The organism is Pseudoalteromonas 'SMAR' (assembly GCF_048515945.1).
Lineage (GTDB): Bacteria > Pseudomonadota > Gammaproteobacteria > Enterobacterales > Alteromonadaceae > Pseudoalteromonas.
The window spans coordinates 1-21927 of sequence record NZ_JBLWMW010000036.1 but is presented as its reverse complement, the minus strand read 5'-3'; the positions used below and the strand labels follow the sequence as shown (position 1 = coordinate 21927).

15 protein-coding genes are annotated in these 21927 nt (G+C 45.3%); 11 read left to right on the top strand and 4 right to left on the bottom strand.

Annotation, left to right across the window (positions count from 1 at the left end):
* Positions 1–27: 27 nt before the first annotated feature.
* Positions 28–2835, top strand: coding sequence for a TolB family protein (locus ACNKW2_RS14555; RefSeq protein ID WP_419149196.1), 2808 nt, complete (start codon positions 28–30; stop codon positions 2833–2835).
* A gap of 35 nt (positions 2836–2870) precedes the next feature.
* Here ACNKW2_RS14555 and ACNKW2_RS14550 read toward each other — a convergent pair whose 3' ends face one another.
* Positions 2871–4670 (bottom strand): PKD domain-containing protein, encoded by a 1800-nt coding sequence (locus tag ACNKW2_RS14550; RefSeq protein ID WP_419149195.1) that lies wholly within the window; start codon positions 4668–4670, stop codon positions 2871–2873.
* 394 nt (positions 4671–5064) lie between these two features.
* Between ACNKW2_RS14550 and ACNKW2_RS14545 the strand changes: the two genes are divergently transcribed.
* The 5 genes from ACNKW2_RS14545 to ACNKW2_RS14525 all read left to right on the top strand — a co-directional run bounded on the left by ACNKW2_RS14545 (position 5065) and on the right by ACNKW2_RS14525 (position 14709).
* Positions 5065–6594, top strand: coding sequence for a tetratricopeptide repeat-containing sulfotransferase family protein (locus ACNKW2_RS14545; protein WP_419149194.1), 1530 nt, complete (start codon positions 5065–5067; stop codon positions 6592–6594).
* Positions 6595–7246: 652 nt separating this feature from the next.
* Positions 7247–7861, top strand: a complete 615-nt coding sequence (locus ACNKW2_RS14540; protein WP_419149193.1) for a SemiSWEET family transporter — start codon at positions 7247–7249, stop codon at positions 7859–7861.
* Between the two features lie 338 nt (positions 7862–8199).
* A complete protein-coding gene (locus ACNKW2_RS14535; protein ID WP_419149192.1) occupies positions 8200–9366 on the top strand; it encodes an efflux RND transporter periplasmic adaptor subunit in 1167 nt (388 codons plus the stop codon).
* 15 nt (positions 9367–9381) lie between these two features.
* Positions 9382–12537, top strand: a complete 3156-nt coding sequence (locus ACNKW2_RS14530) for an efflux RND transporter permease subunit (RefSeq protein WP_419149191.1) — start codon at positions 9382–9384, stop codon at positions 12535–12537.
* 114 nt (positions 12538–12651) lie between these two features.
* Positions 12652–14709, top strand: coding sequence for a S9 family peptidase (locus ACNKW2_RS14525; RefSeq protein ID WP_419149216.1), 2058 nt, complete (start codon positions 12652–12654; stop codon positions 14707–14709).
* Between the two features lie 46 nt (positions 14710–14755).
* Here ACNKW2_RS14525 and ACNKW2_RS14520 read toward each other — a convergent pair whose 3' ends face one another.
* The gene (locus ACNKW2_RS14520; protein WP_419149190.1) at positions 14756–15229 is read right to left on the bottom strand and encodes a Dps family protein; all 474 of its coding nucleotides are present in this window, start codon (positions 15227–15229) and stop codon (positions 14756–14758) included.
* Positions 15230–15595: 366 nt separating this feature from the next.
* Here ACNKW2_RS14520 and ACNKW2_RS14515 point away from each other — a divergent pair, with 366 nt between their 5' ends.
* On the top strand, positions 15596–15805 hold the full coding sequence (locus ACNKW2_RS14515) for a hypothetical protein (protein WP_336567958.1): 210 nt from the start codon (positions 15596–15598) through the stop codon (positions 15803–15805).
* Here ACNKW2_RS14515 and ACNKW2_RS14510 read toward each other — a convergent pair.
* Positions 15802–16443, bottom strand: a complete 642-nt coding sequence (locus ACNKW2_RS14510) for a PGAP1-like alpha/beta domain-containing protein (RefSeq protein WP_419149189.1) — start codon at positions 16441–16443, stop codon at positions 15802–15804. The genes ACNKW2_RS14515 and ACNKW2_RS14510 overlap by 4 nt on opposite strands.
* Before the next feature lie 150 nt (positions 16444–16593).
* On the opposite strand from ACNKW2_RS14510, the gene ACNKW2_RS14505 reads away from it, so the two are divergent.
* Positions 16594–16791, top strand: a complete 198-nt coding sequence (locus ACNKW2_RS14505) for a hypothetical protein (RefSeq protein ID WP_419149188.1) — start codon at positions 16594–16596, stop codon at positions 16789–16791.
* A gap of 188 nt (positions 16792–16979) precedes the next feature.
* On the top strand, positions 16980–17924 hold the full coding sequence (ylqF, locus tag ACNKW2_RS14500; protein ID WP_419149187.1) for a ribosome biogenesis GTPase YlqF: 945 nt from the start codon (positions 16980–16982) through the stop codon (positions 17922–17924).
* On the opposite strand, the gene ACNKW2_RS14495 is transcribed toward ylqF, so the two are convergent.
* Complete coding sequence (locus ACNKW2_RS14495) at positions 17921–19324, bottom strand: sensor domain-containing diguanylate cyclase (RefSeq protein ID WP_419149186.1); 1404 nt, start codon at positions 19322–19324, stop codon at positions 17921–17923. The two genes, ylqF and ACNKW2_RS14495, sit on opposite strands and share 4 nt — an antisense overlap.
* Positions 19325–19847: 523 nt before the next feature.
* On the opposite strand from ACNKW2_RS14495, the gene ACNKW2_RS14490 reads away from it, so the two are divergent.
* Positions 19848–19991, top strand: a complete 144-nt coding sequence (locus tag ACNKW2_RS14490) for a hypothetical protein (protein ID WP_419149184.1) — start codon at positions 19848–19850, stop codon at positions 19989–19991.
* Between the two features lie 416 nt (positions 19992–20407).
* Positions 20408–21927: elongation factor G (gene fusA, locus ACNKW2_RS14485; RefSeq protein ID WP_419149183.1), on the top strand; the 1520-nt coding region annotated here is incomplete at its 3' end.

Here is a 21927-nt window from a genome sequence, read left to right as displayed (position 1 = left end):
TGACAAAGTAAGTGATTGAGAAAGGATATGCGAATAATACTGGCGGTTTTATTATGGCTATGTTGTTTTAGTGCCAAGGCGGCTTGGCAAACAATAAAAACGCAGCATTTCAACGTACATTTTCCTGCAGCACTGTCGCAATGGGCCTACTCTGCAGCCACTGAATTGGAAGTGGTGCGCACGCAAGTACTGGCGCAGCAAAATCGAGCATTACCTGGGCGAGCTGATGTCATTATTTATGACCCCAGTAACCTCGCCAATGGTTTTGCTCTACCTAGCAGTGATAACCCCATGATGGCATTGCAAGTTACCCCGCCTCAGGCCGACTCGATGATCGCCAATCACAGCAGCTGGCAACAGCTTCTGATACTCCATGAATACATTCATTTGGTGCATATGTCACAGCCTAGCCGCCATGCTTGGCGACAGCGCTGGCGCGATCTTTATGATATTAGCGATTTACTCGATGCGGTATTACCGCGCTGGGTAAGTGAAGGGTATGCTACCTTGTTAGAATCGCGCTTAACAGGCCGTGGGCGACTATACGATAATTACAGCGAAAGTGTAGTTCGCTATTATGCCCAGCAAGGTGCGCTGCCTAGCTACGCCGAACTCAGTAATGACAACCAAGAATATTTATCGGGCTCCATGGCCTACTTAGTGGGAGTGCGCTTTCTTGCTTGGCTTGAAGATAATTATGGCGAACAGACACTGGATGCGGTCTGGACCCGAGCTCAGGCTGTCAAAGAGCGCAGTTTTGAGCAAGCTTTTCGGGGGGCTTTTGCGGCATCGGCCAAAACACTGTATCGCCGCTTTGTGGCAGAGTATACCTATGCAGCCATGCAACAAGAGCGAGAGGATAGCAGTGAGCTGTGGCAGCAGTTTAGCTTTGCGGCTACCGACATTGCCTTGGCGCCCAGTGCAAATAAGTTTCTAGTTGTAGAGCGCGATAAAAAGGGCTATATGGCGCTCAATGTATACAGTAATGCGGCGGATCCAGAGGCGATTAAGCGCTTTGAAGAAGGTAATCAAGCGTTACTCGCCGCCGACCCTGATGATATTGCTGTTGCCGCTCCCAAAGTATTTGCTAAAAAGCGTTTGGCAACATTGGATGCCCGAGATTATGGTGGTATTTATCACCCTCAGTGGTTAGATGAAGATAGCGTCTATTTCGTTGCTAAAACACCGCAATCAGACCAGGCTTATATCAACGATTTATTTGTCTGGCATATTGAAACGGGGGAGACAAAGCGGCTAACTCAGCACATGGGAGTGAGGCGCTTTACCATTGTAGATAAAGACACCCTCATTGCCGAGGTGAGTCGTCAAGGCTTATCCCAGCTCGAGCGTATCGACTTAGCGCAGCAAACCAGTAGTCGCATACTGGATTCACAACTAGGGGATGTCTTTGACTTCCCTGTTTTAAGTCAAAGCCAAGCGACATTGGCATTTGCTAAGGTTTCGCCCAATCAGCGCTGGCAGGTTTTTTTGTATGATATGGCCAGTCAACAGTTTGAAAGCATTCAACTCCCCGCTGAGTATCAATATATGGCGTCTCTTAATTGGTCTTATGACGGTGACTGGCTTTATTTTATTTCTGGTCGCGATGGTCACTTACGCATCTTACGCTACGCACCTAAGGGACGAGTTTTGCAGCAGCTGGCACCCAGTAATAAGCCGTTACAACAGGTTTGGGTTAACCCTGACGAGCAACTGTTTGCTCGCTATGCCACCCCCAGCGGAGTCAAAGTCGATAAGCTCGATAATGCCAATTGGACAAGGCTTGATGATGTTGTTCATCACCAAGCTGAACTGCAAAAAGCGCTTCATCCCCATCGTTTGCCCGCCGCATCAATCGACCTTTCGGCAAAACAGAAGCAGCCCTATTCGGTGTTGCCTCAGGCGACTTCTTTGGCTTTGGGGGCTGCATTTAATAGCGCCTCGTTTGCCAGTGTGAGTCTTGCGGTGAAGGGGCAAGATGTTTTACAACAGCTGGCTTGGCAAGTGGGCGCGGAGCAAAGCATATCCAATAGCGCCTTGGCGGCGGGGTATGGGCAGTTAAGTTACCGTCAAGGGCAATGGCAAAGCCAACTCAATGTGGCCTATCAAGACTGGCAAGTCGATAAGCAGGCAGGTATAGATTATGTTGCCACAAATCACCGCTTTAATCGGCAACAAGCCAGCCTTTTGAGTGCCTATCGATTTGGCGATCCTTTGGCTTTTATTACGCCAACTTTAGGGGTTCACCATTTGGTTCGTGACAGTGCCCAGTGGTCGGGGCTCAGTTATGGCGTTGATGGCGGCTGGCTTAGCGACACTAAGCTACACGGTGCGGCAATTAACTGGTCGGCCTCTCAGTGGTTGGGAGAGCTTCAAGGTTACAGCTATCAAGTTAATGCTCGGTTGAAGCTTTGGCAGGTGGCCCTTTATGGTCAGGTGCAACAGCGCTACAGTCGTGATATACCTCTGAGCTTAGGTGGCGGCAAGACCACCAGTAGTGAATTACCGGCCAGCTTTGATACTGTCAGTGCGCCCGAGTTACCACACTTTTTTCGCAGCGGTCAGCGCTATTTAGGCTACGAATTTGCAACGTCATGGCGCCAAGGCCAGCCCAAGTTATACTATCAACAACACCAGCTTGATGGTGCCGTGGTGGCGCAAAGCTACGGCGTTAAATGGTCAATGCGCTTGTCTGAGCGTATATTGGGCAAAGCGGTGCACTTTGCGCCGGCAGGTTTGACCGATCTTCGCGTGAGTATGGGAGCGGCACGAGTTGAGGGCAGGGATCTAACTGGGGAAAATCGTGCTTGGTTAAGCTTGTGGTATCAGTTGTAATGGTGAGCGGGGCATGGTGCCCCGCTGGTAATGGTTTAATTATGGTCAGCAACAATTTGAACGCCAGAATAGGCATTATAACCTCTGATCATCACCCAATATCTGCCGCCACCATCGCTTTGGTTACAGCTTTCGTCATTACCCCAGCGATAAGGACGGCAATCCCATGTAGCAGTAGTGGGTTGCTCGCCTTTTCGCACATACATGTCGGCATCGCCTGAGCCGCCACTCATGGTAAAGGTGACATTACTAACGCCTTGAGGGGCATCGTAATAATAATACACCTCATCGCCACGAGCCCCCGATAAATCGGTTTTGGCAACACCAGGCTGAAGCTGCTGTTCATTGCCAGGAAGCGAGACGCTGACTAACTGCGAGGTGGTTGCGGTGGCGCCATTGCTGTCGGTTACGGTTAGTGCAACGGTATAGTCTCCGGCGCTGCTAAATTGATGTGTAAGCTGGGCGCCATTGCCTGCAGTGCCATCGCCAAATTGCCAAGCAAAGTCGGTAATCGGGTCGCCAGAGCTGGAGCTCGAGCCATCAAAGCTACAGCTTAAATCGCTGCAGTTATAGGTAAAGTAGGCCACCGGCTGCGGATCGCTGCTGCCATTGTCGCCAACTGGAATTTCGCCCCCAAAATGACTGGATACCTGAGGCCAGATCTGGCTGATTTTCGCCCCTTTATTGGTGCAACCACCCAAGTGGTGTAGAGCAATCACGTTATTGCTTGCCGCTGCCAGCACTGGAGAACCAGAAGAGCCGCCTGTTGTGTCACAGTAGTAGCCAATGTCAGTACCTGTACCGCGACCGTTGGCATTAGGCTCATTGACAGAGCATAAACCGTTGCTATCTTGGTCCGACTCAATCGAAAGCTCTTTGGGGTTACCGGCACCGTGCTGAGGAATATATATCCGCTCGCCTTGTGAAGGGTCGCGGACATCAAGACCAAAGTAACCAAAGGGTGCCGCCTTGGCAAAATCGTTGATGCTAAACAAGGTGTAATCTAAGGTGTAGTCAGTGGCGAGAAAGTCTTTGCCTGTGACTTTTACTACGGTTTCTTTGACGCTGCCGTTACAACTGGTGTGCTGGTAGTTAAACCATACCTCGGTATTGGCAAGCTCTGAGGCGGTTTCAACACAGTGGTTGTTGGTAAACATGCGGTTATCGGGGCCAACGCGCCAACCTGTACATAAGCCGCTACCATTCATTAATAATCTTGCTACCGGACGGGTGCGTTCAAACTCAACGGGGTTAGATTGTGCCCAGCATTGCACGTCACGACGCTCCATAGCTCCGCAGGTTGAAAGCGGACTCGCATCGTTGAGGTTGGCTATGGCTTGCTGTCCGGCTACGCCATGATAATAGTAGTCAATGGTTGCCAGCTTATCGGTTTTACCTGTGCCTGGGGTGTATTCAATAATCACCGTATCATCTGACACCGACATCGCCGAAAAATGTTTCAGGCCATCATCGCCTGCTGCGGCATTGACCGTTGCTGCAACGAGATCGTCTTGAGTGTACTGGTATCGTTCATTGCCGCTTTGCGAACGCACAACCAGCTTACCGCCATTAGCGAGATTGAGATGCTTAAAATGCAATTTAATATAGCTGGCACCAGGGTGCGTTACCTGTTGTACGATGGTAGCTGAGGCATCGGTATCGATTTGATCACCGCCTTGTGCCACGAGCGGCATATTAAGCTGGTATTTCTTACCAATGGTGGTTTTGCTAACACTGCTGGCATATTGCGCCATTTGTGTGTCATTAAGAGGAGCGTTGGCAACAGCGAGGTTACTGGCCAGTCCCATTGCCATAATTAGCATGAGTGGTTTCATTGTTATTCCTTTTGAGTGTGTGATTGCATCAATGGAAGGCTAATAACATTTAGCTACGCCTTGAACGTGGTTGCTCAAAAACGCACAACATCGATAATCGAGTGCGATAAATGTTGTTTCTTATGCTTATCACGGTAATTGATGCTGTCTGTTTTTTGTTCGCACCTAAAAGAAAATAGAAACAAATAAGAGCTTTGTAAAGTATTTGTTATTTTAAGTTAAATTTAAGTTTGTTTTATGGGGTTTGCTATGAGTTATCTCATTGAGGGGGAGGGTACTAATTCAAGGAAAAAGTCATCCGCTTTTTAGCTTCGGTTATCGATGAGAATAAATGTAATTGGATTTATGGTTTGATACAATCGTGAAAAATATACCCGGATATCAAACTCTGCTTATGAACGAAAGTGAAATCACCTCGAAATTGCAACAAGGCTACTCGCTGTTGTTAAAAGAAGGCAGAAGCCAAGCTTACCTCAACATTCACAATGACATCGTTACATACAGCGGCCACACTGAGCAGACAAAGATTAAGCTTTGTACGCACTTTTTAGCGCTTCAAGATATACTATTTTTTAAGCAAATGGCTTCCCAATTACCTTCTATGACCATTGCGAATATTTTAGCGCAATACAAAGGCAATCCAGATGGGGAATTTCGAGAAAAGTTAATGGCTTGGGTACATCAAACCCTGCCGGGTACATTAACTGAAAAGCTGATAATTAATTATCACAATGCCGGCTTAAACCATTTCGCTATCGAGCTTGTAAAGCTGATAAAGCATTTCAGCAATTATGCAACGGAGACATTATTTACTTTTGCCAGCTCAGCCTTAAATGCTGCCGAAGCAAGCTTAGCTCGTGAAATTTTGCAAACCATACTAGCGCGTTCACCAAGCAATGAGCTTGCACTTTATAATTTAGCTATATTGCATGAAGACTTTGGCCAGTTTGAAGAGTCAAAAGCACTTCACCATAAAAACTTTACGCTAAACCAAAGTGTCTATTCGTATTCACGGCTACTAAATACCGAAAGTAAAGATAAACTTATTGAGCTGTTATCTGAGGTAGAGCCAGTTCAGAGTAAGCAACTAATCAAGGCTGAAGAAATTGATTTAAATTTTTCTCTGGGCTTTGCCTATGACCGTATTGGCAACTATGAGGCAGCCATAGGCCGATTTAATAAAGCAAATGAACTTGCGCGAGTGAATGCCAAACCTATCGATTTAAAGCTGCTACAAGAGAAGCAGGGTAAGCTGAACTTTAAATTAGATAACTCGGAAAGCCCTATATTTATTTGTGGAATGCACCGCTCTGGAAGTACCTTGTTGGAACAGGTCATTGCAAGCCACAGTGCATTTCAAAATGGTGGAGAAACCCCTTTTTTCTCTGAAAAAGTACTCGACTACTGCTTGCAAGGCGCTGATAAAGCAAAAGAGATTGCCACTTTATACAAGAACAAGTTTCCAGATCTACATCGGGTTTCAAATAAGCTACCGGATAATTTTATCTACATAGGGCTAATAAAAGCTCTGTTTCCAAAAGCAAAGTTCATTATCACGCAAAGGAACAAAGAAGATAATTGTATTTCTTTATACTTTCAAAACATGTCGGAACAATATAACTACTCCACATGCTTAAATGAAATCCAAAGCTTCTACGACACCCATAAGCAAGTAGTGAGCGAATGGAAATTACAGTTTCATGATGACGTCTACTTATTCAAATACGAAGACTTTATTGATAATCCTCAACATGAGCTAAAAATGTTGTGTGAGTTTTTAAAAGTGGACTTTGAAGCAGAAATGCTAGAATTTTATAAGTTAAAAAATAACGTTAGGACCGCTAGCTTTCATCAGGTAAGAACAAAGTTAAACAAAAACTCTATTAATAGGTTTGAAAATTATAAAAAGTTTATAGAGTTGTAGAGCTTAACTGAGTCATGTAAGAGCAAAGCTCAGCGATTAGATAAAAACATTCACTCTTTACGCAAGACAATTGAATATCGAGCTGAGCGGTATATTTACATAAGAGGAAGCAGAACATTAGCGTTTTGCTAGTCACATAGCCAGCAACAGAGCTGGGTTCTAGGATAATGTTACCTGCCTCTTGTTATTCGGTTGTATTGCCTAATCTTATCATCTCGCCCCGTAAAAATTAGAGTCTAAGCCCAGCCATCAAAAAAGCCTAGTAGGGCCAGGATTGTCGACCATTTCCCTTTCCCCGCTAGCACAGCATTCAGCTTGACATCGAGGTGCTTTTTGCGAGGGAGTAGGGCTATTATAAATAGCTTTGTTGACACTCATTCATAAGCTCGGTAGTGCTTTTTTACTTAGAAAGTGAAAAGGTGAGGCAGGCCTGCGTTAAGTCAAGTTAATATGTATTGATTTATATACAGGTGTATGGCGGCCTTGCCAAAATCATTAAAAGCGATATGACTGGTTTGGTTGTATTTACAACAATAGCTCGTAAAATGCGCGCCTTCAAAAATAAAACCAATAAAAACAATTGTTTACCTTATGTTTTTGTGGGTTTTACAGCACTTTAAATTTCGCAACATTTTGATAATTGGAGTTGGCATTGAGCGAGTACTTACCGATCATTTCTTCGTTTATTTTGGTTTTTAGTTTTATCCCATTGATCAGGAAAATTCGTAAAAATCGCAGTGTATCGGGACTATCGCTGCTAATGATGAGCTTTGGTGTCGCCCAAAGCCTATACTTTATTGCTTACAATGTCTTTTTTGAGCGTTTTTACATGGTACTGCCTTTTGTTGTGACAGGTACCTTGAGTTCATTAATTTTATACTATTTCGTTAGATACAATGCCAGTAAAAATCAACGTAATCAATTAACCGGGTTACTCTTAGCGTCTTTGTTGCCATTCTTACTGTTGCCAATAGATGGCGTAGAGCCCGCCGTCTTATTGAATGCGTTGACGTATGTGGGTTTAATAATGAGCTCGATTCGAGTGATGCCACAGACGTACAAAACCATTAAAAGTGGCGATGTCTCTAACTTAAGTGCACGTTACTTCTCGCTGCAATTTATCGCTGGGGCAACAGGGCTTGCCGCTGAGTTGAGTCTAAGCCATGTTAGTGTGTCACATATACTGACCTTTGTGATGATTCTGCTTACCAATGCTGCACAAATGGCTTGTATTCAGTACTATCGTTCACGACCTGCTTTAGCTTAGTAGTTATTTGGCGTAGCCTGCAGCTAGCTTGGCTACGCTCATTTAATTCGACCTTCCTCTCGATTGTTACTATATTTACACCTTAGCAAAACGCTTATTAGCACCAGTAACATACTACCGGTATTGTTATTATCAAACAGTCTGCGAGCGCTTAGTTAAGCGTTTAAAAGCAACGCTTCTTTCAGAGCTAAGTGCCTGAAGTGGGTAAATTGTTTTTAAATGATCTTTCTGGCTATAACACCTCTATATAAATGTGTAACAGATTCTTACAAATGTCACATCCGAGATAGCACGAAAGTTGGTACTATAATGCTAGGAAATTATCAATAGGTACAGTCATGCAAGCTAGAACTCTAAAATGGATACTACCCTTTACCGTGCTGATAGTCGGTATTATTGGCTTTTCAGTGGTGAATGCCGTTGCTAAAAGCGAACCCGAGAAACAAGAAGTGGACTCTCGGCCCATCGTTGAAGTCGAAACCTTAGCTGCGCAAGATCACCAAGTAGTGATCCAAAGCTATGGTGAAGTCCTGCCTCTTGAAAGCACGCAGCTATCAATCCAGGTATCTGGTGAGGTGGAATATTGGCATCCTAACTTTATTGCCGGTGGCGTGGTTGAAAAAGGCGAAGTTTTGCTGCGTATTGAACGTGATAATTATGAAGCAGCTGTTTTACAAGCTGAGGCCGAATTAGCCAGAGCGCAAGCGCAATTAATTGAAGAAGAGGCGCAAGCAGAAGTTGCGCGCGATGAAGCTCGGCGTTTCCCGAATAAAAAGCACACCGATTTATTCCTACGTAAGCCACAAGTCATGAGTGCCAAAGCGGCTGTTAAATCAGCCCAAGCGGCGTTAAAGCGTGCCGAACGAGATTTAGAAAACTGTGAAATTATCGCTCCTTACAACGCACTAGTAGTACAAAAAGACGTAGGTGTAGGCCAGTTTGTTACTATGGGGAGCTCAGTGGGGACGATTAACAACATTGAGGCGGCGGAAATTATTATCCCAATTGCAGGTTTTGATTCTGTGTTTTTACCTGAGCGCGTGGCGGGGATCACGGCCAACGTTTATCAACGTGGTACCAATGCTTTCAGTCGCCAAGCTGTGATTGACCGTGACCTCGGGGTGGTTGATGAGCAAACCAGAATGAATAGCTTAGTCGTAAGAATAGACGACCCATACGCGTTAAATAGTGACCAATCAGTAATTAAATACGGTACCTATGTCCAAGTGAGCTTTGCCGGTAAAACCCTTAAGCAAATTTACCGTTTGCCACAAGACATCGTAAATAACCAATCGGTTTGGCTGCTAAATCAAGATAACCAACTTGAGCCGCGCAAGGTGCAAGTGATCCGCGAAGAAGGCGAGTATTTCTTAATTGGCTCAGGGATTAACAGTCGTGACCGCATTGTGATGACGCCACCTGAATACCCACAAAAAGGTATGGCTGTGAAAGTAGCCGGTGCGGACTCGTCGGCAGAACCCAATCAACAGCCAAAAAAGCTATAGCAGCAAGGAGTGATCATGAGTGAGGTAGAACAAAGCTCAAAACGCGGAATTATCGCGTACTTTGCCAATAACCCCGTTGCTGCCAACCTGTTGATGGTGTTTATCCTGATCATGGGCTTGATCAGCTACAACACCATTCAGCGGCAGATGTTTCCAAATATAGAAATTAACTATATTACCGTTTCTGCTGTTTATCCCGGCGCGTCTCCGCAAGAGATTGAAGAAGGGATCCTAGTCAAGATTGAAGAAGCGTTAAAGGACGTAACGGAAATCAAAAAAGGAGTATATCGTGCTGCTCGTGGTAGTGGCAGTGCTCAGCTAGAAATTTATAAAGATGAAGACCTTACTGAGGTTGAAGATAAGATCCGTACTCGCGTTAATAGCATTGCAACGTTTCCGGCGTCAATGGAGCCGGTGCAAGTGCAAATGGTCGAGTTCCGTCAAAACGTGGTGGATATCGCGTTAAGTGGCGATTTACCTATTAGCGAGCTTAAACCCATCGCCAAAGAAATTGAGGATGAGCTACTTGAGATCCCGGTGATTTCATTAGTCGACCGTTCCACGCCCAATTATGAAATTGGCATTGAAGTGGATCCAGATGCTCTTCGTCGCTACAACCTTACTATTAGTGATATCAGTACTGCAATTAGACGCTATTCAACCAATATTTCAGCCGGACAGATCAGAACGGAGTCGGGCATTATTGCGGTGCGGGTTGAAAACCAAATGTACCGTGGCACTGAGTTTAGAAATATTCCCGTAAAAGTCGGTGATAACGGCGCGAAAATTTTGCTGCAGGATGTGGCAATCATAAAAGATGGTTTAACGGAGGGGGAATATTATTTCAGTCTAAATGGTAGTAATGCAGTATTTTTATCCATTAAGGCCACTAAAGATCAGAATATGATCCCCATCGCCAAAGCAGTGCATGAGTATATTGATAAGAAAAATGCAGAGTTACCTGCGGGCCTTATCATCGAGCCTATCGTGGACATGACTTACTATCTTAATGCCCGTTTAGAAATGATGAAAAATAACATGATCCAAGGGGCGTTATTAGTCGCGATTATGTTGACCTTATTCTTACGTTTTAAGTTAGCACTGTGGGTAATGATAGGCCTTCCCGTGTGCTTCTTAGGGGCTTTCCTGTTTATGCCCGCGCTCGGGATCAGCATCAATATTGTCTCATTGTTTGCCTTTATTATGGTACTGGGGATCGTGGTGGACGATGCCATTGTCATAGGTGAGTCCGCTTACTCGGAAATTGAGCGCAAAGGCCATAGCGTACAAAATGTGGTGCTAGGGGCGAAGCGAGTAGCAACTCCTGCGACTTTTGGGGTGTTAACCACGATTGCTGTATTTGCTCCTATGCTGTTTTCATCTGGCCCAGAAAGCGCCTTCTTTAAGTCAATTTCTGGCGTGATTATTTTGTGCTTAATATTTAGCTTAATCGAGTCGAAGTGGATCCTTCCGGCACATATTGCCCACACTAAGATTAAGCCAATGCGTAAAAATAGTCGCCGTGCCGCATTCAATAAAAAGTTCTTTGCTTTTGTAAATGGGCCGTACCGCCGCTTTATTACTCGTTGCGTAGAATGGCGCTGGACAGTGCTATTAAGCTTTATTGCCATGCTGATTTTCAGCATGAGTTTAGTCACCTCTAATCTGGTGCGTTTTATTCCCTTCCCTAAAGTCCCGGAGGACTACCCGCGTATTCAGATCACCATGAATGACAATGTTTCCGATCAGCAAACCATCACAGCAATGCGGGCCGTTGAGGAAATGATGCTGCGCGTCGATAGGGAAATTGAGCAAGAGTTTGGTCAGGGCATGATTAAAGACGTGTACGCTTGGAATGAAAGTCGTACCAAAGGCCAAGTACTCACTTCATTGGTAGACGAAGAGCTACGTCCATTTACTGCGTTTGAGTTAGCACGCCGCTGGCGCGAATCGATGCCAGAGATCACGGCAGTTAAATCGATTGTGGTGACCGATAGTGTTGGTGGTAACGGTGGTGGTGAAGGTGAATTTGGCTATCGCTTAATGGGCTCTGATATTGAAACCCTAAACGCAGCCGGGCGACAGTTAATTTCGCAGCTACAACAGCAACCGGGTTTATTTGATATTAGCTCCAGTATTGACCCTGCCAGTAAAGAAATGCAGCTGGCACTTAAGCCTGTGGCATATGAATTAGGCTTACAGCTTGCCGATGTCGCCATTCAGGTGGGCAATAGCTTTTATGGTGGCGAGGCGCAGCGCGTGATCCGTGACGGTGAAGAAATTAAAGTCATGGTGCGCTACCCAGAACTGGACCGTAAAGCCTTGGCGTCATTGAAACGCACTATCATCACCACACCGCAAGGCAAAGAAGTCATGCTAGGGGATGTGGTGGAGTTCACGGAAAAGCCGGGTGTCAATTATATTCGTCGTGAAGATGGCTTTAGAACGGTTTATGTTTACGGCAGTATCGATGAAGAAGTGATTGAACCCGATGCCGTGGTTGAAAATATCGAAGAGAATATTTTACCGGGCTTGCTGAAGCAGTTCCCCAGCGTGACCACCAAACTCGGTGGCAGCGTGGAAGAACGCCAAGCGCAAACCAATGAGCAGCAGCTGTTTTTTGCTGCCGGCATGCTGATGGTTTATATCCTCTTAGCGGTGCCGTTAAAGAGCTACTCACAACCCTTAATTGTGATGTCGGTGATCCCGTTCAGCTTAGTCGGCGCGTTGTGGGGCCACTTAATCTTCGATTTAGACATGAGCACCATGTCGGTGTTTGGCTTGGTGGCTGCAGCCGGGGTAGTGATTAATGACTCCTTGGTTATGACCGACTTTATTAACCAAGCTCGCGCTCAGGGTGTGAAATTAAAAGATGCGGTTATTGAGGCGGGGTGTGCGCGCTTTAGGGCGATAACCCTGACCTCAATCACTACCTTTGCTGGGGTGTTACCGATTATCTTTGAGACCAGTTTGCAGGCACGCTTTGTGATCCCAATGGCGGTATCACTAGGTTTTGCGGTCTTGTTTGCCACATTAATCACCTTGGTATTGGTGCCTGCACTTTATATCATCCTAACCGATGTTAAAGGAGTGGGGTCGAGCATTAAGGCTAAAATCCGGCGCTCAAGAGGCAAGTCTAAAGACGAACCTTTAGAAGAAGCCGAAGCCTAGCGAAACCACGAAGTGGCAAAAGCCGAGTAGTTCAACTACTCGGCTTTTTTGTTGGTTTTTTCGAAACTCGGTTCGGTGTTACACTGAGACAAAATAACAACGTAGGATGACTCGCTGGTGCAGGAAACAACTCAACCGCAAGCAAAGAAGCAGGCAAAAAGCCTTACTCATCATAACCATGAACGTATCGACCAATATTACTGGATGCGTGACGATAGCCGAACAGACGCTGAAGTTCTCGATCATTTACGCGCTGAAAACGCCTATTGTGAGGCACAAATGGCGCCCCACCAAGCACTGAAAACTCAGCTGTTTGAAGAAATGAAAGGGCGCATCGTCAAAGACGACAGTTCAGTACCAGCAAAAGATGGTAACTATTGGTATGTTAGTGAGGTGAATGGTGATGATGAGTATGCCAAGCACTTTCGTGCTACTGACGAAGCATTAAGCGATAAGACTTTGCTGTTAGATGTCAATCAGCTGGCCGCGGGCAACGAGTTTTATGACATTGGAGATATCACCGTCAGCCCCAACGAGCAGCTGCTGGCTTACAGTGAAGATCTCGATGGCCGCCGCATTTACACGTTGAAATTTCTTGATTTACAAAGCAATACCTACCTAGAAGACACCCTCGAAAACACTGAAGGTCAGGTGGTGTGGGCGAACGATAATAAAACCGTGTTTTACGTCAAAAAAGATCAGCAAACCTTGCTGGGCTTTCAGGTATACCGCCATGTGCTTGGCACGCCGCAAGCCGATGATGTACTGGTGTATGAGGAGCATGACCGTCAGTTTTACATGGGTCTTGGGAAAAGCCGCGATGAGAGCGCTATTTTCATTTACTTGGCGGCGACAGAAACGTCGGATCAGCTGATGCTCAATGCCAATAACCCAAGTGGTGAGTTTACCTCATTACTGCCTCGTGAAGAGGGGCATGAATATGGCTTAGAAAAGTTTGGCGAGCATGTTTATATCGTCAGTAATAAAAACGCCAAAAACTTTAAGCTCGTTCGAGCAAGTGTAGAGAGCGCAGCGGATCCCAGCCAATGGCAAGAACTGGTGGCGCACCGCGAGCATGTTCTAATCGAAGGGTTGGAGTTATTCGATAGCCACTTTGTGGTGACTGAGCGGGAGCAGGGACAAATTCGCTTTGTGGTGCACGACTACCAGGGTCAAAGTTACCACCTAAACTTTGACGATGCCTGTTACTTTGCCACCATAGGCAATAACCCAGAGCCCAGCGCTGATTTTATCCGTATCCAATACTCGAGTATGACCACCCCCAATACGGTGTATGATTGCGATTTAACCACGGGTAAAAAAACACTTAAAAAGCAGCAACAGGTGCTTGGAGATTTCCATCCTGAGCACTACCACTCTGAGCGCCTTCACATCCGCGTGCGTGACGGTGAAAGCGTGCCTGTGTCTTTGGTGTATCGCAAAGACAAGTTTCAACAAGATGGTAGCAACCCATTGCTGCAATATGGCTATGGTTCGTATGGTATTACCATCGACCCTAACTTTTCTAGCCAGATTTTAAGCTTACTTGACCGTGGTTTTGTCTATGCTATTGCCCACATTCGTGGCTCAGAAATGCTAGGGCGCGAATGGTATGAGCAGGGCAAAAAAGCCCATAAACAAAACACCTTTAATGATTTTATTGATGTCACCAAAGCACTTGTCGAGCAAGGCTATGGCTCGAAAGATAAGGTCTTTGCTTCAGGTGGCAGTGCCGGTGGTTTGTTGATGGGGGCGATTGCCAATCAAGCGCCAGAATTGTATCTAGGCATTGGCTGCCATGTGCCTTTCTTAGATGTCTTAACCACCATGCTTGATGAGTCTATTCCGCTCACCACCAATGAGTACGATGAATGGGGAAATCCCAATAATGAAGCGGATTATCAAACCATTTTAGCTTATTCACCTTATGACAACATCAAAGCGCAGGCGTATCCCAATATTTTAGTCACTACAGGCCTTCACGATTCTCAAGTACAGTACTGGGAGCCGATGAAATGGGTGGCAAAATTAAGAGAATATAAAACGGATGATAACTTGCTGCTATTTAAAACCGATATGGACTCGGGTCACGGTGGCGCTTCAGGTCGCTTTAAAAGCCTTCATGAGCGGGCGTTAGAAATGGCATTCTTTATTGCTTTATTAGGTAAGTAAGCCTAAAGGCGCTGCTTGCCGCAAGAGCGGCAAGCAGCGCTACTAATTAGTTTAGGTAGGCTTTTAACATCCACACTAGCTTTTCTTGTTCCTTGATGTAGTCGCTCATTAGCGCGGCGGTCCCTTCGTCTTCCGCTTCACCTGCTTGAGTCAGTATTTCACGTTGCATGGTGATCAGCGTGGTGTAGCCATCCAGCAACGTTTCCAAGGCTTCAATGCCATCGCTAATGCCTTTGGCTTCTTTAATTTTGCTGGTTTCTAAGTAGTCCGAGAAAGCGTGCAGCGGTGCCCCTTCAATGGTTAAAATACGCTCGGCTATCTCATCGACTTTTTCTAATAACAGCGTGTAAATTTCTTCAAACTTTAGGTGTAGTTCGAAAAACTCACGACCTTTAATATTCCAGTGAAACCCGCGGGCATTCATATACTGAATTTGGTAGCTGCTTAGCAAGGTATTCAGAGAACTGACCAGTGCTTGTGTTTTGTCTTTATCTAAACCAATTGAATTAATGTTTGTCATGCGATGCTCCTTGTTGATTCACTCTTAGTATGGCGCAACTATACTTACTTGCCCAATGACTTAAATCAAACCTATTAATCTAAAAAATCAATCAAAAATAAATTTACGTTTCGATTTCCAATATAACTAGAGGTTGGGATGACAGTGAAAAAAACAAGGTCGTGAGGAATAAAGCTTGCCAAATTTTGTCCAACAGAATGGAAAACACAGCAAATTTGATCTGGCGCAATTTGCTGGCACAGCTGCGATTTCTAAGGTTTGAAAGTTGATTTAGGTCAAATTATCGGCAACTCATGAGCGCATAATGAACTTAACCGAACACGAAAGTAGCGTGTTTATTCTATTCCGATAGTTGAGGAAATGACCATGCAAGGTAAAACAAAATCCGAACATAAAATGGAACTCGTGGTAGTGGTTATCGCTTTATTAGCGTTTGTTGTGGGCTTGGTTGGGCATTTAGCCGGAGCCAGTATTGCTAACTCAGATACCTTTGGTTATATAGCAGCTCCTGTGCCGCTTATCACTGGGATCATTGCCTTTATCGCTTATAAAGTCGCGGCAAGCGCAGAGCATTAAGGCTGAGCTAAACGCTCACAGATGTAATCCATAACGGCGCGGGAATAAAGCATGCTGGTGTGGCTGAGGTGAAACACCTTATGCTCGGCCATGCCACTGAGCTTGGTTTCTTCCAGTAACACCGTGCCGTCGGACTTACTGCCTTTTTGCAGCAGTGGCATCAGCCCTATGGGTAGATCACCTGCGATACTGTAGAGCTGCGCAGCAAACGGCCAGTCATGGTTTTCGGTTAGTAAAAACTCCACGCTGTTCTTTAATAGTAACTCTAAGCCCTTGTCATGCATATGCTTGGCAATGGCGCTGCCCTTATGTGGTGTCCCTAAGGTCACCACTTTTTTTACTTGCTTACTGGCACTAGAGCCGCGCTCGAGATAGGCACGTGCGACTAGCCCTCCCATTGAATGACACACTAAGGCTGCCTGAGTATCGGCAATAAAGGCATCAATTTTGGCAAAAATGCTGTCGCGGTCGGGCGTTAAGGTGTTGTAGCTCAGGTTGAGCGTGCGGTAACCCGACTTTTCTAGCTTCGCACTCAATGGTTTCATCACAAACCCCGACATATACAAGCCATGCAACACCACAATGCTGTCGATGGGGCGAGATAAAGCGTGCTGTTGTGGCCAAGCTGCGTCGCTCATTGAATATCCTAAACTATTTCAGGGAGTGCTAGCCGTGAGTGTACCATTACCAAGTGAACAGGAAATGGCTAATTGACCTTTTAGTTGCAAAAATAGCTGAGATCAGAGCTGTTAGTCAAAACCTCAAAAGGCCAAATGGTGAAAGAGCTAATGGATCGTAATATTCAAATCGCCACCGCCATTGAGCAGCAAAGTGTGGTGATTGAAGAGATTAACAAAAGCATCATTCATATCAATGATATTTGTGTTGAAGTGGGGAGCTTTTCCAGCAAACAATTTAGTGCTTCTGAGGAACTGGCTGATAATGCTCATGAGCAAGAAACCTTGCTGTCGAAATTTACTTTGTGAGCACTTACTATTTTAAGTTTACCTAGCAAAGCAAATTATATGGCTGGAGGCATCTAGACAACAAATGCGGTTTTTACTGCATTTGCTCGAAGAAGTCTAGTAGCTATACGTTAGCCAGATTTGTATGTGGTATCATAACTGAATAACAGCAGTTTTAGCTTAATACAGATTTAACATGGGTAAGTAACATGGCGATACAATGGTTTCCGGGACACATGAACAAGGCGCGCAATGAGATCAAAGAGATCATGCCGCAAGTGGATGTCATTATTGAGGTATTAGATGCCCGCATACCTTACAGCAGTGAAAACCCCATGGTGGGGCAATTGCGCGGTGACAAGCCGGTGATCAAAATCATGAACAAAGCCGACTTGGCCGACCCTGAGATGACTGAGCAGTGGATGGCATATTTTGAGCAAGAAAGTGGCGTGAAGGCGCTGGCTTTGAGCCATGACAAGGGCAATGACGTTCAGCGTATTAATGCCTTATGTAAAAAGCTGGCTCCGCATAAGGTGGGACAAGACAAACAGCTTAAAGCCATGATCATGGGCATCCCAAATGTTGGTAAATCGACACTTATCAATCACTTGGCTGGTCGGATTGTCGCAAAAACCGGCAATGAGCCTGCTGTGACTAAGGCGCAGCAACGGATCCGCCTAGACGATGGCATTATGCTTTACGACACCCCTGGCATGCTTTGGCCAAAAGTAGAAAACGAAAACTCGGGCTATCGCTTAGCAGCAACAGGTGCCATAAAAGACACCGCCATCAACTACGAAGAAGTGGCCAGTTATACCGCAGAGTATTTGTTAAAGGCCTACCCAGAGTTACTGCGAACACGCTATAAGGTTGACGAGCTGCCGGATTGCGATTGGACCTTTATTGAAATGGCGGGACGAAAGCGTGGCTGTTTGCGCAGTGGTAATCAAGTTGATACTCACAAGATGTCGGAGATTTTGATCAACGAATTGCGCGATGCGATATTGGGGCGTATTACTATGGAAACCCCAGAGATGCGTGAGCGTGAAGAGCAAATGGTTGCCGAGCTCAGAGCGCAAGCTGAGGCGAAAAAGGCGGCGAAAGAGGAAGAGAAGCGTCAGCGCCGTGCGCGAGCGCGTAAAAATCGTCGTTAAGCCGCGAGCTTAGTTTGGTTTCTACCTTGTTTGGCTTTATATAACGCGGCATCGGCACGTTTTATAAAGCCATCTTCAGACTCATCAATGTGATATTGTGCTACGCCTATACTCACCGTGACTTTGACCTCGCATGGGGCTTGCGCTAACGCCTGGTGTATTTTATCAGCGATGTTAGCCCCTTGCTCAAGATTGGTTTTAGGCAGTAGCACCATAAATTCTTCACCGCCCCAACGACAAACTTTGCCCTCACCACCAATCTGTTGTTTGCAGACATCAGCAAAACACTTTAACACTCTGTCGCCAACCACATGACCATGTTGATCATTCACTTGTTTGAAATGGTCGATATCCATCATTAGCATGGTCACCGGCAATGCCTGGTTGCGTGCCTTAGCCATATGGGCTTGCAAAAAAAGTTCAAAGGCTTGGCGGTTAAAAGTCTCGGTCAATTTATCGAACTTCGCCATTTTCTCTAAGCGCTTTTGATAGTGGTTAAAAGTCAGCTGGGCAATCACCAAAATACATAAGGTTACTAGGCTACCCACCCATAGCTTGGTGGTCAGAATACTTTCGATGGCGTCGGCCTTTTGTAGTCGCTGTTCAACCACTAAACGCCACCCCAGATCAGCTATAAAGCGGCTATGAACAAAGGTGGTTTGCTGATCGTTTTCTTGGTGAAACTGATGGTTGGGTTGTGTAAGAATTTGTCCAGCTTGGGTTGGAAAGCGGCTTTGGATATTGCCACCAATGGCGTTGTCATAAAATAATAAGCGCCCTTTATGGTCGATAAAGTACACCTTACGAGCATAGGTTTTTTGGTATTGCTCGATCAACACTTGTAAATCCGCCAGTAACACGCCCACGCCGATAATGCCTTTCACTTCACCTTGATGCATTATTTTATGATTCACATACACAATTGCTTGGTTATTATCCCGCGGGTCTATGTCGACATTGAGGTTGTAGTCTTGGCTTCCTTGAGTGCTGGCACGGTACCAATGGTTCTGCTCATCGCGTAGATCCAGTGTTTGCTTATTGCTGTTGTAGTGATAGTAGGTAAGCGTGTCATCATCGACAACAAAGCTGGTCTTAGCGTTATGCAGCTGTCGTACAGATTCTAGGAAATCGAATAAGGCGGCTTCACTGCGTGTATCTGAGGCCAGCCAGCGTTTGACAAAGGTATTATGTGCCATTTGTTTGGCGGCGATGATCGGTGCTTGCAGGCGTTTTTGAATATCGATATCGATGAGGTGACTGGTGAGTGGCAGGGCGTCATCTTGAATACCACTGTATAGTGACTGCTTAGTATGCTCGATACTAACCCAGCTGGTAAAAATAAATCCAACCAGCAATAACAAACTAAGTAGCAAATTATAACGATATCGCGGTGCGTTCATCAGACTGCAGATTTGCTGAAAACTCTATCATACTGAGAGATGGCGATGGTGACTATTACACGGGATTACAGCAATAAAAAAAGCCCTAAATAGGGCTTTTTGATTCATATCTACCGTCACCGATATGAGCAATGTAGCAAGTAAAATGTGGGGTGTTAGGTTTGCGTCTGGGGTGCAAGTGCGCCTAACATCCTTGGTAGTTATGGCTACCAGCCATGTTTCGGGTCAAGAAACAGTGGTCTCAACTACTACGTCTTAATGCAGCGAGAAAACAAAACAAGCCGTCACTCTTGCCTTGTTGAGATTGATTATCAGTTAGATCTTACTGACTGTCAACCATGTTTTTGAAAATAATTCTTATTTAGATCTATCTGTTTGAGTCCGCTGTATTTTTATATTTTGAGTGTGTTGTGTTTATTATGTTACTTGGTTGTGTTTTTTGTTTGGAAAGAGGTTGCAGTAAGCAGAGAGCTTGGTATTAAAATCGCCTCGTACATCACGATTGCTTTACTTGAACGGTCTAATGCAATGGGGTGGAGATGAACAGTTTCTTAGTGCAAAAGCCTTTATGGCTGGTGGACGTCGCGCAGTTATTCCTGAGCTTACTGTAGTTGATGTTTCCAGAGAGTCTTGCCCATACAATGCTACACCTTTTGAACACGCCTAGTTAAGGCGCTTCTTTAAACTACTTTAAATTTGAAAGTGCAATGTAAGCCTTTAAGGGACATAAGGGTTAACATCTAACCATTAATAATTGATTAGGCAGTATTGAAACCGATAAGTGCGCCCACTTTTCATTAATTGATGATAACGTCGATGTTCAGCATGCGTTTTTATTTGGTCAGCAGGTATTTTGAGCAATAATGCGCTGAGAAAATCACCGAAATGCCGCGTTTAGCTGACAATTTTCCCAATAACAAGCACCTAACTATAAGCTGCCAGAGGAAAAAGTCCGACTGTGGTTTCGCATTAGAAACTTTTTCGTGAATTGATTGCATTTTAGGCGACTTCAAGGATGATGTTCGCTACAAGAGGTGATATACTCCCGCCGAATAATTTTTCTACTTTAAATAGAGTAAAACAATGGCAGATTTATCGAAATACAGAAACATTGGTATTTTCGCGCACGTTGATGCGGGTAAAACTACCACCACTGAGCGTATTCTAAAGCTTACTGGTAAAATTCACAAAACTGGTGAAGTACACGACGGTGAGTCAACTACTGACTTCATGGATCAGGAAGCTGAGCGTGGTATTACTATCCAATCAGCAGCGGTAACTTGTGAGTGGAAAGGCCACCGTTTAAACGTTATCGATACTCCTGGACACGTTGACTTCACAGTAGAAGTATACCGTTCACTTAAAGTACTTGATGGTGGTATCGGTGTATTCTGTGGTTCTGGCGGTGTTGAGCCGCAATCAGAAACTAACTGGCGTTATGCGAACGAATCAGAAGTAGCACGTTGTATCTTTGTAAACAAGCTAGACCGTATGGGTGCTGACTTCTACCGCGTAGTTGAGCAAGTGAAAAAAGTACTAGGTGCAACGCCACTTGTAATGACTCTGCCTATCGGTATCGAAGACGAATTCAAGGGTGTAGTAAACATCATTGAAAAGAAAGCGTACATCTGGGATGACACAGGCCTTCCAGAAAACTACGAAATCACAGACATTCCTGAGGACATGGTTGATGACGTTGAAGAGTACTACGAGCAGCTAGTTGAAACTGCAGTAGAGCAAGACGATGACCTAATGGAAGCGTACATGGAAGGTGAAGAGCCGACTATTGAACAGCTTAAAGCGTGTATCCGTAAAGGTACTCGTGACCTAGCGTTCTTCCCAACTTACTGTGGCTCTGCATTTAAGAACAAAGGTGTACAACTAGTACTAGACGCAGTTGTTGATTACCTACCTTCACCAACTGAAGTTGATCCTCAGCCACTTACTGACAAAGAAACTGGTGAGCCTACTGGTGAAGTTGCAACTGTTGACGCTGATGAGCCACTAAAAGCGCTTGCGTTCAAAATCATGGACGACCGTTTCGGTGCACTTACGTTCATCCGTATCTACTCTGGTCGTATGAAAAAAGGCGATACAGTACTTAACTCTGCAACAGGTAAAACTGAGCGTATCGGCCGTATGGTTGAGATGCAAGCAGACGAGCGTAACGAACTAACTGAAGCTCAAGCAGGTGACATCATTGCAGTTGTGGGCATGAAGAACGTTCAAACAGGTCACACACTATGTGATCCTAAGCACGAATGTACACTAGAAGCGATGATCTTCCCTGATCCAGTAATCTCTATCGCGGTAGCACCTAAAGATAAAGGTGGTAACGAGAAGATGGGTATTGCTATCGGTAAGATGGTTGCAGAAGATCCGTCGTTCCAGGTTGAGACTGACGAAGATTCAGGTGAAACTATCCTTAAAGGTATGGGTGAGCTTCACCTAGACATCAAGGTAGACATCCTTAAGCGTACTTACGGCGTAGACCTAATTGTTGGTCAGCCTCAGGTAGCTTACCGTGAGACTATCACGCAAGAAATCGAAGACAGCTACACGCACAAGAAGCAGTCTGGTGGTTCTGGTCAGTTTGGTAAGAT

What these genes read in the sequence shown, in the direction of transcription:
- ACNKW2_RS14530 (WP_419149191.1), top strand. Translation starts at nt 9,382, where the DNA reads ATGAGTGAGGTAGAACAAAGCTCAAAACGCGGAATTATCGCGTACTTT.
- ACNKW2_RS14550 (WP_419149195.1), bottom strand. Translation starts at nt 4,670, where the DNA reads ATGAAACCACTCATGCTAATTATGGCAATGGGACTGGCCAGTAACCTC.
- ACNKW2_RS14495 (WP_419149186.1), bottom strand. Translation starts at nt 19,324, where the DNA reads ATGAACGCACCGCGATATCGTTATAATTTGCTACTTAGTTTGTTATTG.
- ACNKW2_RS14555 (WP_419149196.1), top strand. Translation starts at nt 28, where the DNA reads ATGCGAATAATACTGGCGGTTTTATTATGGCTATGTTGTTTTAGTGCC.
- ACNKW2_RS14515 (WP_336567958.1), top strand. Translation starts at nt 15,596, where the DNA reads ATGCAAGGTAAAACAAAATCCGAACATAAAATGGAACTCGTGGTAGTG.
- ACNKW2_RS14490 (WP_419149184.1), top strand. Translation starts at nt 19,848, where the DNA reads ATGCAATGGGGTGGAGATGAACAGTTTCTTAGTGCAAAAGCCTTTATG.
- ACNKW2_RS14505 (WP_419149188.1), top strand. Translation starts at nt 16,594, where the DNA reads ATGGATCGTAATATTCAAATCGCCACCGCCATTGAGCAGCAAAGTGTG.
- ACNKW2_RS14510 (WP_419149189.1), bottom strand. Translation starts at nt 16,443, where the DNA reads ATGAGCGACGCAGCTTGGCCACAACAGCACGCTTTATCTCGCCCCATC.
- ACNKW2_RS14545 (WP_419149194.1), top strand. Translation starts at nt 5,065, where the DNA reads ATGAACGAAAGTGAAATCACCTCGAAATTGCAACAAGGCTACTCGCTG.
- ACNKW2_RS14535 (WP_419149192.1), top strand. Translation starts at nt 8,200, where the DNA reads ATGCAAGCTAGAACTCTAAAATGGATACTACCCTTTACCGTGCTGATA.
- ylqF (WP_419149187.1), top strand. Translation starts at nt 16,980, where the DNA reads ATGGCGATACAATGGTTTCCGGGACACATGAACAAGGCGCGCAATGAG.
- ACNKW2_RS14520 (WP_419149190.1), bottom strand. Translation starts at nt 15,229, where the DNA reads ATGACAAACATTAATTCAATTGGTTTAGATAAAGACAAAACACAAGCA.